The sequence below is a fragment of the Sphingobium fuliginis genome, assembly GCF_004152845.1.
GTDB classification, from domain to species: Bacteria; Pseudomonadota; Alphaproteobacteria; order Sphingomonadales; family Sphingomonadaceae; genus Sphingobium; species Sphingobium fuliginis.
This window is the reverse complement of record NZ_SEON01000009.1, coordinates 19679-32414: the sequence shown is the minus strand read 5'-3', so window position 1 is coordinate 32414 and position 12736 is coordinate 19679. Positions and strand designations below refer to the sequence as shown.

The 12736-nt window shown below is 61.7% G+C and carries 9 protein-coding genes; 2 read left to right on the top strand and 7 right to left on the bottom strand.

Features of this window, described 5'->3' with window-relative positions:
* Positions 1-258: 258 nt before the first annotated feature.
* Positions 259-801 (top strand): thermonuclease family protein, encoded by a 543-nt coding sequence (locus EWH10_RS18495; RefSeq protein ID WP_229742729.1) that lies wholly within the window; start codon positions 259-261, stop codon positions 799-801.
* A 299-nt stretch (positions 802-1100) separates the two neighbouring features.
* A complete protein-coding gene (locus EWH10_RS18490) occupies positions 1101-4679 on the top strand; it encodes a hypothetical protein (RefSeq protein ID WP_065846866.1) in 3579 nt (1192 codons plus the stop codon).
* A 209-nt stretch (positions 4680-4888) separates the two neighbouring features.
* Here the strand turns inward: EWH10_RS18490 and EWH10_RS18485 are convergent, their stop codons facing one another.
* The 7 genes from EWH10_RS18485 to EWH10_RS18455 all read right to left on the bottom strand — a co-directional run bounded on the left by EWH10_RS18485 (position 4889) and on the right by EWH10_RS18455 (position 12665).
* A complete protein-coding gene (locus tag EWH10_RS18485) occupies positions 4889-5413 on the bottom strand; it encodes a ubiquitination-like system serine protease family protein (RefSeq protein ID WP_130030160.1) in 525 nt (174 codons plus the stop codon).
* Complete coding sequence (locus EWH10_RS18480; RefSeq protein WP_065846870.1) at positions 5410-6756, bottom strand: HesA/MoeB/ThiF family protein; 1347 nt, start codon at positions 6754-6756, stop codon at positions 5410-5412. Before EWH10_RS18480 ends, EWH10_RS18485 begins: the two co-directional genes overlap by 4 nt.
* On the bottom strand, positions 6753-7136 hold the full coding sequence (locus tag EWH10_RS18475; RefSeq protein WP_065846872.1) for an E2/UBC family protein: 384 nt from the start codon (positions 7134-7136) through the stop codon (positions 6753-6755). The genes EWH10_RS18480 and EWH10_RS18475 overlap by 4 nt, the downstream gene beginning before the upstream one ends.
* A complete protein-coding gene (locus tag EWH10_RS18470; RefSeq protein WP_065846874.1) occupies positions 7136-7879 on the bottom strand; it encodes a multiubiquitin domain-containing protein in 744 nt (247 codons plus the stop codon). The genes EWH10_RS18475 and EWH10_RS18470 overlap by 1 nt, the downstream gene beginning before the upstream one ends.
* 87 nt (positions 7880-7966) lie before the next feature.
* Positions 7967-11371, bottom strand: coding sequence for an ATP-dependent helicase (locus EWH10_RS18465; RefSeq protein ID WP_065846876.1), 3405 nt, complete (start codon positions 11369-11371; stop codon positions 7967-7969).
* A gap of 3 nt (positions 11372-11374) precedes the next feature.
* On the bottom strand, positions 11375-11962 hold the full coding sequence (locus tag EWH10_RS18460) for a hypothetical protein (protein ID WP_065846878.1): 588 nt from the start codon (positions 11960-11962) through the stop codon (positions 11375-11377).
* Positions 11955-12665 (bottom strand): RNA polymerase sigma factor, encoded by a 711-nt coding sequence (locus EWH10_RS18455; protein WP_083199144.1) that lies wholly within the window; start codon positions 12663-12665, stop codon positions 11955-11957. The genes EWH10_RS18460 and EWH10_RS18455 overlap by 8 nt, the downstream gene beginning before the upstream one ends.
* Positions 12666-12736 lie beyond the last annotated feature (71 nt).

Below are 12736 nucleotides of genomic sequence, written 5' to 3'. Positions count from 1 at the left end.
AAAGGCGGCGGTCGCAGCTAGGGAACGACGGGCCGAAAGGGCTCGTACACATGTTCCGCAGCCATTATCGGTTTCGAATGAAACCGGTATGCCCGCGCCGACGGCATCGACGGGCGAATTGCCGCGTGGATGGTTCGCGCGCATCTTTGGCGGTTGATTGGGGTGGGGCGCCGTGGAGGCGGCCGGCGTCGCGGACGACGGTCGGAAGGGAGGCGGTCTGAAGCTGGACGGATCGGGCCGGTCGAAAGGATCCTGCTGGTGGCGGTATCTCTGGTTTTCGTCGCGGTATTCGCCGTGACTTTCAGCTACACCGACATCATCCGCCCCAAGGCCGTCGAACGGCCGGTCGATCAGGCAGGGTTGGCGGTCGTGCCCGATAGGACGGCGCAAATGGCATCAAGCGCAGCCCCCCCTCTTCCGGCGCTCCAGTCGGGCGAACCCGAAGTGGCATTCTCGTCGGGTAATTTTTCCATCTGCCGCACCGGTGGCGGGGTGAACTGTGTCGTGGATGGTGACACGGCTTGGATCACTGGCGTCAAAGTTCGCATTGCCGACATCGACGCGCCCGAGACGCATCCGCCCCGTTGTGAAGAGGAAGCCAGATTGGGCGAGCGGGCCACTGAGCGTTTGGCCGAACTGATGAACACGGGCCCATTTGAGGTGGTCGTGAACGGTCGGGCGCAGGACCGGTACGGGCGGCAGCTGCGGGTATTGATGAGAGACGGTCGTTCTTTAGGTCAACAACTCATCGATGAGGGGCTGGCCCGGCGTTGGGACGGTGCGCGCCGACCTTGGTGCTGAATTTGACATGCCACAGGCGTCTTCCGACCAAACTAGGGTCGCGTTCCGTGTGAAGCACAGGATAACCGCTGAGGCCGCGAGCGGCCGTATATACATCGCGCAAAGTTGCTGTACGGCTTCCGCTCATCGGGCAATTTGCGCCCTCTCGATCAGGGCCGTGTTGTCCTTCAGGTTTGCTCACGGGATTCAAGCGTCAAAATTCTGTTCGAGCGCTACATTAATGGGCGCCGATTCGCGTTTGCAAAAGGGCGTGTGCGAGCGAGTGTCGCAATGACTTCTCATTCTCTATATCGTTCGCGATGAAAGACATGCGCAATCCAAGAACCAATTTGTACGATGCGAGGTCGGCGTTGCGCGCGCGCTTGCGTCCGCTCGAACCCGAGCCCAACCCGGTAGCCTTGAATGCCGAGCTCACGCTGAGCGACACGGAAATGCTCCTGCTGCTTGAGCATATAGTGCTGGACTATGCAGCGGACGAAGAGGCGTCGCGCACCCGGTACGCCGCAGCCATTGCCGGCGTTGCCGACGCCCCGACCTTTGATGTGCTTCGCCAAGATGGCTGGTTCCAGATTCTGCTGGGGCGCGTCGTCACCCCAATCAATATATCTGTCGCGGCAAGCCACGCGACATCGGTCTCGCCGGGGTTGCCCGCTTTGATCAGCCAGCGATTTGCGGTGGACCATGACTTTTCGGCTGTTCCTCGCGGCGTCAAGGCTGTCGATGACGCGATCGCCGGGCTCACAACTCAGTACCTTCGCTTTCTCGACATCGAATGCAGGACGCCGGAATGGGTGGCCGCACGGCTCTGGGAACGGCGGCCCACGATGGGCGATGCCTTGCGTTGGTGGCTCGATCGCTGGGATTTGCTTGGACAACCGCTGTTCTCTCCAACCGAGGCCTGGGAGGGCAACGAGGCGCAGGCATTTGTCCACCTTGTCTTGGACCGGCTCGAGGCCGAACCTGCGTTGGTCGGTTGGCCCGACATCCGGCAGGCCGTTGCCGATCAGTCGATGCGCATGGCGCGGCAGGTGGGGCTCGGCTCGCTCGATCTTATACCCGCTATTCCCGATACCGTGATCGGGCGGGCGCGCTGGCTTGGTGATCCGTTGCTGGGCGAAGTCCCGCGAATGCGCGCCGAAACATTCGAAGAGGTGCGTCTTTTGATCGACCTGATCACTGGCGACATCGAGAGGCGGCGCTACTCCGCAGCTCCGGACGACCAGTTCGTGCGCCTGACTGGCATCGCGCTTGAGCGTCCGGACCTGAAGTACGTGCTCATACATCGAGCGTTGCGCCATGCGCTGCTCGTCGCCGAATTCCTTGTACAGCCCGCCACCTGCGCGCTGGGCTGCTGGCTTCTCACGCTTCGATCACTCGGCCAGATGTCTACGGCTGAAGATCCGCAAGCAAGGGAATATGCGCTCGCTGCGCTTCAGCAATCCCTCGCCCTGCTCCAGCGTTTCCTGGAAGAGGAAACGACGGGCGGTGTCCCAGCTGAGGCCGCCGCGTTGCTGGAGGCCGCGTTTGACACCACTGGGCGGCCGCGGCGGCTGGGTTCGTTGATCGAGGCCGAGACGATGGTACTTGGTGCGCTACAGCAGCTTGGGGCGAGAGCCGTGCCCATTGTTGAAGCCCTCGCGGGGGCCGCCGCCCCTGACTCGCTCGACGCCCCGAGCTTTGTCGCCGGGCTCGAACTGGTTGCGGCCGCGACGCTTGAGGATGCCATCGCCCCCAACCCGCTTCCTGACATGTATATCTGCGCGGTGCGGACCGGCGATCGCCAATTATCGGCCGACCGCGTCTCGTCCGAACGAGCTGCGGCCCTGTTCCGCTTAGCAAAGCGCTGCGGCGTCCCGTTCTTAATGAAATTCCTTTATCCGTTCGACTGGCGCAGCGCGCTAGCCGCGCTTGACGACGAAAAGTTTGAAGAGCGGCAAAAGATCGTTCGCTCAATTGAGGCTGCTACCCGTTATCTGGCGGCCGCGGTCAGCGGTTTGGCCGGAGAGACGCACAGCGAGTTGGTCGATGCACTCGCTGCGCATGTCTCCGCCGGATCCGAGGACGACTGGGCGAACGGCAAGGTTTGGGCCTTTGCTAGCCGAAGGCTGAGGCTGCCCTGGTTGAGCGCGGCCGAGGTAACCATGGGGAGCTTGCTCGGCGACGCGCTGTTTGCACTCGACAAACCCAGCCGGGAAAAGCTGCTGATCGCTTGCCTCGAGCTTCGCGAGCCGGCAGTTCTCGCCAATCTCTACAGCGCGGCGCCGCGCGACTGCCGGGCCCGAATCTTGGCGCGCATCGACGCGATCGGCACCGATCGGGCAATCTCCATCTATTCGCTGGACACCATCAATCTCCGCATCGATGCCTTGCTCGACGCCGGTCTGACCGCCGCCGCGGAACGCCATATCAAGGACACGCGCGACGCGACGACCATGGGTAAGGTAACCGAGCGCCCCCGTATCGAATTCAACCATGACATGCGCCTTCTATTTCAGAAAGGCGATTGGCAGGCGATCGCAGCGGCGAAGGTCCCCGCTGGTCTTCCGCAGATCGAGCGCAAGATCTGCGGTCGCATCCTGACGAGCTTCCAGGCGATAGCTTTGCTCCAAGATGTCAACGCCAACCCGCATGCGGCGGTCGCCCGGCTGGAGCGCTTGGCAACGGACAACCCGGCGGAGCTTGGTCACCAAGTCAATCTCTTTGCCGCGAAGGCGTCGGCAAGACTAGGGCCTGCCAGCTTTCCCAACCTAGTCCTCAGCGAAAAGAGAGCGGCGCGCCAGCTAATCGCCGAGATCGAGACTTGGATGGCGACGACCGTTGGTGTGACTCCACGTGACCGCGATATCTGCGCCTCCAACTTGGCGCCGCTGGATCTCTCTATCGGCGATCCGAGGCGCGCGCTCGAGCGGTTGCAGAGCTTGCCTGCCGATACTGAAAGTGCGCCACGCATGGCTTATATGGCAATCGCCCAAGCCCGGCTCGACCGTGGCAACGATGCGCATATCATACTGGACCGAGCCTTCGAGCTGTTTGGCGACAATGCGTTGCTGGTGGCGGCCCGCGCCCATTTGGTCGGCGATCAGTCGGCCGGCGGCCTGGGGGCGACCGATAGGTTGATCTTCACGCCCGCTCCCGAGGAAATGCGGCATCTGCGAGATGCGATGGCGCGCTTTAGGAACGCCCCGTCGCGTGACAAGGCGGCGGTCCTGCGCGAGGGGCCTGAAGCGCTCCCCGCGCTGGTGATCGACTATGTCGACAATGCGCTCGCGGGGGTCTCTAACCTCGCGCCCTTGCTGAAACGCGGTACGCTTCGCGACGATGAAGATGATATCACTGCGATCCTCAAGCAGTTGCTCAACGGCGCGCTGCACTTTCTCGGTTTCTCGACGCCCGACCAATGCAAAGGCGGCTATACGCCGAATGGCAATTACGGCGAACGCGACCTGATAATAGTCGACGGCAATACCGAACTCGCGATCATGGAAGCAGTGATCGCAGATGGTAGCGTGCCCAAAGAGGAACTGGTCAAGCATTTCCGCAAAATGCTGGGCTATGGCGATTGCCCGCTGTACGTCCACCTGACCTATGCTTGGCTCAACGATACGACGCGGCTGATTAAGGTCCTGCAAAGCATCGCAACAGACGAAGCGCCATCGGACCATGCCTTTGAGGGTATGGAAGTGCGCACGCGCGCGGGCAATGAACCTGACGGCTTCACCGTCCGCTACCGGGTTCGTGGACAGGTCATCCAAGTTGTCTTTCGCGTGCTCGATCTCGGGCAGGAACGCCTGCGGCACGCTGCCGCCAGTTCGGCCCAGCCTGCAAATGTTCCGAGCCGCAAACCGCGAGCGAAAAAGACCTCGCCAGTAGGATTATAGCCACCGGGAGTCAGCGTAGCCGCTATGTCCACCAGACAGGCCGATAGCCCCTGAGGTCACGCGTGTCGAGGAATAGGCTGGATTCTGCACGCTATCAGGCGGTCATTCGCATGATCCGAAGTAACGTCACTCCTGGCGAAGTGCGCGGGCCCCGTATCTCCGCCCGCACACAATCTCTCCGAGCAGATTTCGCCGCTTATTTTACATAATCACATCGCCCGTACAAACATCCACCCCCCGTTGATCTTTTGCGACCGGGCCAATCCGCGCCCGACGAGACGGCCAGCCACACGATTAACGTCCCAAACGAGTTCGTCTATGGCGTCGGCAAGCTCGACGGCGCTGCGCAGTTCGACCTCATCCATTGCACCGAGAACCGCATCCTCGATGGCGGGATTATAGGTTGGCTCGCGGTTTCCTCGCTCGAACCGATCGCACCAAAGGATGTGGCCGCGCCACACGATGAAGTGGCTCTCGCATCCGCCTTCGCGCCAGACTGACGGGAAGAGCGTGAGCCCTTCGCCGCGCATATCAAAGCGCCAGGCCTTGTCAGCGCGACTATCCAGGTTGATGACCAGCGTTTCGCCGCATCCGTCCGGGCAGGCCATGATGATGGATCTTGGCCTGACACGCACGACCATCGAGGCGTCGCCGGGCGCGGTTAGTGATGTCTCGGCCTGATCACGGTATTCTGCGGGTTCAAGCATACGGACCATGCGTGCGGGTTCCGTCATTTGTCGCTCCTATGGAAGTTGGTAGGCCGCACGGGGAGGTTCCATGTTGAGCCCTTGGTCAAAGCGCCCATGGATGAGCACACCACACAGTCGGATTGCACCGGGACGGCCATTTCCTTCACTCGTCCGCGAATACCATCGTATATTTGATAGCGCGGCTTGACCGGAACTGGCGTGACGGCCCCGAGCAACATGGTCATCGCAAGCGAGCTCACGGTCGAATTGATCGACAGGACGGCAGGCTGGGGTTCGCGCTCACCATGGACATAGGGATCTGCTGCTCGCTGCTCGGGGGTCAGCATCTCCCGCCGGATCGCCTCGCCATCGAGGGCACCCGAGCAAGTCAGGCAGGGAAGACCCGTGGCGAGCATCTGCACCCGCCCAGTGATGTGGCTGACGGCCTCATTCGCGACGGTGATGCTGACCCCCATGTCGATCACGGGCACAAGATACTGGTAGGCAGCTTGGTTGACGACCGCCCGGCTCGCGTGGGAATCGGTGCATAGAAGCACGAAGTCGAATGTCGCGATGAGATTCGCTACCTCCTCATCGACGATGTCCGCCCGGTGCGGAAGCACCGTTGCTTCGGGATTGATGGCTCGGATCATCCTAGCCGCAACCTCGACTTTCGGCTGCCTGACATCAGCGGGGATCGATCCGACAAGTCGGTTAAGGTTGGTCTCCTCTACCAGGTCAGGGTCGATCACCGTTATCCACGACGCACCGAGATGAGCAAGCTGCTGGCACACCAGAGACCCCGTTCCACCAGCGCCGATCACGCCGAAGCGTAGACGACGCAGCAGCCGCTGCCCCGGTGCCCCGAATGCCCGGACCTGCCGATCATCGCGTTCCTGGTCGGTCACACCTTGCATGGGCGAAAGAAGCTTGAGGACTTGTCCCACCTCCCATACTTCCACCTCTTCTTCCCTTCCAAGACGACGAGCGCGGCAGCCGTGCGGCCCGATCACCAACGCGACATGCGGCATCGGAGCCGCGCGCCGGCCAAGATATGAACCCAATTCGGTTTCACCCGCGTCGTCGATCGGCGAAAAACGAGGATGTCCCGGACTGTCGGGATGGGTATGGATGCCGATGACGGACATACCGGTGACCCGGCTACGGTGCGCCACCTCGATGAGGAAGGACGGTTTGAGGACCGCAGATACGCAGGTGCGGTCCTCATACGCATCCACCGGCACCGGGCTGGCATCGGCAACGATCCATGTATCACTATGCGCATCGTAATGGGCATAGCCGATGGCGCAGCTCTCCAGATCGCTGGCGTCGAGCAGCGTCGATGCCAAGTCGGAATAGAGAGGTGCAGGGAAGCGGACGCGGCTCATTGGATTTGCCTCATGCGATCGATCACCACGTTCATCCATGTCGACAGGGTGTCGCGGTTGGGATTCCAGGGGCCCGTCAGATGCCATGAAAACCACAGTGCTGGCTCGACGGTCTCGGGGATCGGGGTGGGTGCCGAGTTCTGCGGCGGGCCACCGTGAGCGAGGCGCAACTCAGGATCCGCCCAGAAGCAGTCGAGTTGCGCGAACGGATAGCCGGACGGAACGATGAAGTGGATGGTGGCCGAAGTCTTCGACCACCCCTCCGGCAGGCGAACCCCCGGCACGGTGACGAGCGTGGTGCCGCTCGGCAACTGCCGGGTCTGAACGTCGCCGAAGCGCTCCCGCAGCTGCTCCAGCTGCATGGCAAGAATGCCGGACATCAGCCGAAGTTCGCCTTCGGGACCGACGAGAAGCGGCGGACACCGTGCTTCGGGACGAGGCTCACGGACTCGTCATCAGGGATGATGCGATCCGGATCGTCGCCTTCACCCTCCAGCGAGAGGTCATGCTGCGGATCCCATTCCGAAACCATCGCCTTGATCTGGGCGCCGGTCAGCTTTTTCTTGTCGGTCTCATAGGGTTTGCCGTTGACGAAGAAGGTATAGGTGACCTTGTTGGGCGCCGTGATGAACTTCTCGACGCCGTCTCCATTGAGATCCGCCTCGGTGGCCGGTTCGATCAGCTTGTCCTTCCCACCGCGGACCTCCAGGAACACGGCTTCGTCGTCACCGATGTCGGCGAGCGCACGCAGCGCTGCTTCGGGGATCGACGAGCGGCCCCATACGATGCGGGCTTCATTGAGCTTGATGCGGTAGAGGGGGTCGGTGCTGAACGCGATGAAGCGGTAAGCGCCACGGTCACGCAGATCGACTTCCTCGTCCGCCCGGACATCCTCGAAGTCGCCTTCGGGAGTGATGAGGAAGAGGGAATTGCCGTCGATGTCCTTGATGCCAGCCTTCTTCAGGATCTGGCGGCCGAGCGGAACGGGATCGTCCAGGATGAGCGAGTTGAAGTCGATGCTGTCGAGGGCGAACGAGACACGGTAGCGTCCGGGGCGCAGGGGGCGGTCCTCCTGCACGGCGAGGGCGACATCGTCGATGTCGGGGGTTTCGATAAGGGGCATGGTTTATTGTATTCCTGCGGACCTAGGCATGATTGCGTCGGTCTCACAGGGTCAATCTCGCCAGCATCAGCCGACCGGTAATTTGCGTCAGAGATTTTTTTCCAGGCTGCCGTCAACCACCGGACCGCAGGTGAAGAAGGCAGGGCAGAACGGGCAGATGCGATCCGACCGATCGGGTGCGAAGCTCCCTTTGCCCATGGCCGTGAACATCTCGACCAGCTTCTCACCCCTTATGCCGAGCTGTTTCGGATTGAAGGCGACCGGCGTTGATAATTCGTCGTCCCCGAGGTGAACGATCTCGGCACTGCATCCCGGCAGAGCGGAAGATGCTGCGATCTGAAAGGCGGCATCCGCAAGACTCTTTCCGGTCGACGACGAGGTGTGTCCTGTTCTGACCATGCGGACAGCATGCCGTCCGCCAGCCATGGCCACGACATCGTCCGCCTCTGCCGTGATCGTGTTCGTTCCGATAGTCGCCTTGAGGTCCACGGCGCTCATCCGAGTCGTGCCCGCCCTCATCCTCACGAACCGCTGCAGAAGCGTCGCTGCCACGTCGCGGTGCTTCCGATACTCCTCACCGGCCAACGGCCCTTCGGACCAGCGCTGCTCCAGTAGCCCCTCCATATCGCCGAGTGAGGTCGAGGAGGGCTGCGTAGAGGCGATCTCCGTCACGACGTCACGCACCAGGTCGTGCATCCTCGTCATGGTCGTGGGTGTACGTCGTCCGCCCACCCCAAGGACATGGGTGTAGAGGAAGCGACGGGGGCAGCGCTCATAAAGGTTCAGTTGGGCAATCGTGATCCTGATAGCAGAACCCAGGGTGATCGGCAGCGGCAGATCGTCTGGATCAGGACACTGGTTGGTGTTGTCCTTCGCCTTCCGCATGGCGCTGATGCCCAGCTTGCCGATGAAGGCCGATGGATCACGTCGCGCCTTTGCTGATGTCTGCCTTGCCGAATAGAGCAGGAGCCGGTCGCGTGCGCGGGAGGTGGCTACATAGAACAAGCATTCCTGCTCGATAGCGTGATCGGCGGCACCTATCTCCATCGTGCCACCCTTACCGCCCTCGATCATGCCATCGGGCACAGGGCAGGCAGGCTTTCGCCACGAGTTCGGCATGCTGTTCTTGTTCAGCCCCATCACGTGAACGACGGGAAATTCGAGCCCCTTGCTCCCATGGATGGTCATGAGCCGGACCGCGTCTATGCCTTGCGCCGCCTGGGGCAGTTGGCGAAGGTCCCGCTCATCGGCGAGCTGGATTAGTCGCCTGATGCCATCGAGAGTGCGTTGAATTGGCAGCCCCGGTCCTGGACGCTCAGCCCGCAGAAAGCCCATCAGCTGCCAGACTGCGACGCCCATCGATCGGCTGGCCACATCGTCCGCTGAAGCTAGAGATGCTGCGGCGCGCGTACGGTCCAGAAGGACCTGCGCAAGCACAGTCCAGGGCTTCGAGCCACTATCGAAGCCGGCGACCATGGCCCTAGCCTTATTCACCGCCGCCATATCGGCCGCATCGAGCATTGGGATCGACGGTGAGACGCCGGTCCACGTGAGTGGGTCAGCTTCGGTCAGCCGAAGATGGCCAACCATTGCCGCGGCACCCTTCAGGCTGATGCCTGTTGCCAAATCCGGCAGCGAGGGGTTGCGAACGAGGCCCATTGCGCGCCGGTCAACGAGCAGTGACAGGACGGACAGCAGGTCCTTCACCTCGGGCCGCTCGAAGAGGTTTCCCAGATAGAGGACCGGTATACCGCGACGCTCCAGTTCACGTCCCATGCGATTGAGCCGATCGTTGCCGGAGCAGAGCACGGCCTGGTCCCGGAAGGCCACGTCCTGGGAGCAGCGCAGGATCTCATCGGCTAAGGCTGCCGCCTCATCGTCGTTGTCGCCGAAGCTCACGTGTTCAGGCGATATTCCGCTGGACGGTCGATGAGCGTCGAGCTTTGCATCGGTGGTGCCGGCCTGCATGGTGGCGCCGAAACGGGAGAAGGCCCCGACGATCTCTGGTGTCGACCGATAGTTGAGCCGGAGACGACTGCCGGTGCCGCCGGGGAAGTCCTCGCTTCTGAACCGCGACATGTTGAAAGAGGAGGCGCCACGGAATCGGTAGATGGCCTGCCGTGCATCGCCGACGGCCCAGAGGTTCTGTCCACCGTCCGTCAGATGCTGGAGGAGCCGCACGCTGCTTCGGTTTACGTCCTGATACTCGTCGACGAGGATGTGGCTGTAGGTACAGCGCAGGATGGAGATGACATCGGGCGCGGAGTCGAGGAGTTTCACGGGCAGGGCCACTAGGTCGCCGAAGTCGACCGCGCACTCGCCGCGCTTCAGTTCTTCGTATCTTCGGTAGACGAGCGCCACTTCAGCACAGCTCTCTGCCGCTTGGCGTGTGGCCGGATCGGTCGCCCTGTCCAGCATATCTTTTGCAAGGGCGGCGTAGCGATCGGCATCGGCTACTTCGTCCTTGGCGCGCGAAATCGCCGTGAACATGTCCTTGAGAGGGCGGTCGGGATTCATGAATTCCCGATGGTGCACCAGATCGAGAGCGAGATATTCTCGTTCCATGATGGTAATCGCCTCGCTGCGATCCATCATCCTGGGTTCCTTGGGGAAGTCCAGCCGACTGTGATACCGGCGCACAAGGTCGAGACCGAATGCATGGAACGTGCCGATCCACATTGCCGGGGCCGCCTCGGGACGGAGATCAGCGATGCGTTCGGTCAGCTCTCCAGCGGCCTTGTTCGAGAATGTCAGGATGAGGATCTTGCGCGGATCAATGCCTTCGTCGACGAGGCCGGCCACCCGTCCGACCAGCGTCTGGGTCTTGCCCGTCCCCGGACCGGCTTCCAGAAGATAGGGTATGCCACGGTGTGCCGCAGCGTCGCGCTGCTCGCTGTTGAGGGGCTTGGGCGGCTTGGCCTCAACTTCCTCTGATTCAAGCTCAATCTGCGGGAGGAGCAGGGCGTCAAGAAGCTGAAGTGCCACGACATCGTATGGAGCGCCGATCTTTTCGGCGATCTGCGAGGCCGTCATCCCTTCCAGATGGAGCGACCGCACCCATCCGCGCGGCAGTAGGAGTTCGCGACCGAAGAGGTCCATCTGGATCTCACGGCGCTGCCGCCGACTATAATCGACGACACGATCCTCACCGACCGGTGCCGCCTCGGACGGTCGCGTCGGATCAACGTCGTGCGCCACATGCTCGACGCGGTCATCGCCAAGTGTGGCGTGACCGAGTTCGTGACCCACGAGGAAGGCCTTGTAGAAAGTCGAGCCCGCATCCTCGTGTCGGATGGCCCTGTAGGTCGGGTCGAACTGGGCCCGACCACCGTCGAGGACGGCGCTACCTGGCTCGACCGGCTCGATGTCGAGTCCCAGATCGGCTGCGACGACTGCGACTACCGCTTCCGGATTCCACGGGTCTGCGCCCTTCGAAACCACCTTCTTATGAAGCGCCGCGGCACGCTGCCGCGCGAGTTCGACAGCGTCCATGGATCAGTCTCGCGATGCAAGAAGCCGCTGGAGTTGCTCGTCCGGAACCTTGTTCTGCTTGAGCAAATCCTCGAACGAGATCTTCTCCTGCTCGGCAGCCGGGGCCTTGTCGGCCTTGTACCTGACTCCGAGCTCGAGGCGGGGCGGCCCCGCCATGAAGCGGCGCAGGTTGTCAGCAGTGGTCCGCAGTTCCTGCGCGAGGGCGTCGATGAACGATCCGGGCACGCTGACTATGTCGACTAGTCTGGAGCTGAAGCCCCTGATGACACCACTGGGCACACCGAGCGACTGGCGTATAGCCACGAGTTCGACGGGCTTGATGCTTGCGAAGGGATCGACGACAGGCTCGGACGCCTGGGAACTTGAAGCCACCCGGAAGGCTGCGAGGGAGGCTTCGACCCATGCTTCGTCGGTCGGCGCTGTCATCTCCTCGGTCGCATGCTGAAGTCGCAGCTCGAGAGACAGGTCGATCAGTTGGTCGGCAAGATCGGGATATGCTTTAAGATAGCGCTCCAATGTCGCGCTATCTCGCCGTGGCTCGACCGCGAACGCGAGGAGGATATCCTCGGCGGCGTCATGGCTGTCAGTCATTGTGGTCTCCAATCGACAGAGCCTCGCGTAACATTCGGTGAGCCTCATCGCGTCGATTCCGAACGGTCTTCTCGGATTTGACGCCGATCATCTTTCGGATCGTCATGACACTATCGTCGGACGAATCGATGGGCATTTCCGTCATGGTCAGCTCGATAACTCTGCGGTGCTTGTCTGGTAGGTTCCTTATCGCTGCAATGAGGCGCGACCGGTAAATTGGGTCTTCGGAAAGCAGTTCCTTTTTGATGTCGAAACTCCCAACGGCGCGTTCGACGGCGAGTGATGGCTCGTTAGTTTCATCGTCGGCCGCGATCGGCTCGTTGCGGGCGGAATCTCTCCTAGCTCGGTACATATATGTTGTGCGGAGCCCAGCGATGGCGTCGGCAAACATGACCTCATAATAGTCTAGCCAAGATCCAGGGCTGGATCGGTCTTCAACCAAATTACCGATGAATTTGCCAGTGATATGATCTCGCGCGGCTGCGGCATGGACGTTCTCCGACCCATTGGCCCGCTCGCCGACGACGCGAGGCAAGGAGGCATCGATGCGGCGCATCAGCTCCCTGAAAAGTTCGTCGAAATATCGCTCGTCATTATTGGCACGCGTCTCCCGTATCAGATAGACAATGCATTCCGACTTCAGATAATGCGGTGACGACCTGTCGCGAATCTTGAGGGCGGCGACAATCTTCTCACGCGGCAATGCGACGAGCCTCTTTAGATCCTCTTCGACGTCTACGCGGCGCGTGTATGGCGCGCCATTGGATCGACATT

Bases quoted from the DNA above. Each gene is read 5' to 3' on its own strand.
- EWH10_RS18485 (WP_130030160.1), bottom strand. From the start codon at position 5,413: ATGACGGAACCCGCACGCATGGTCCGTATGCTTGAACCCGCAGAATAC.
- EWH10_RS18480 (WP_065846870.1), bottom strand. From the start codon at position 6,756: ATGAGCCGCGTCCGCTTCCCTGCACCTCTCTATTCCGACTTGGCATCG.
- EWH10_RS18460 (WP_065846878.1), bottom strand. From the start codon at position 11,962: ATGACTGACAGCCATGACGCCGCCGAGGATATCCTCCTCGCGTTCGCG.
- EWH10_RS18475 (WP_065846872.1), bottom strand. From the start codon at position 7,136: ATGTCCGGCATTCTTGCCATGCAGCTGGAGCAGCTGCGGGAGCGCTTC.
- EWH10_RS18465 (WP_065846876.1), bottom strand. From the start codon at position 11,371: ATGGACGCTGTCGAACTCGCGCGGCAGCGTGCCGCGGCGCTTCATAAG.
- EWH10_RS18470 (WP_065846874.1), bottom strand. From the start codon at position 7,879: ATGCCCCTTATCGAAACCCCCGACATCGACGATGTCGCCCTCGCCGTG.
- EWH10_RS18490 (WP_065846866.1), top strand. From the start codon at position 1,101: ATGAAAGACATGCGCAATCCAAGAACCAATTTGTACGATGCGAGGTCG.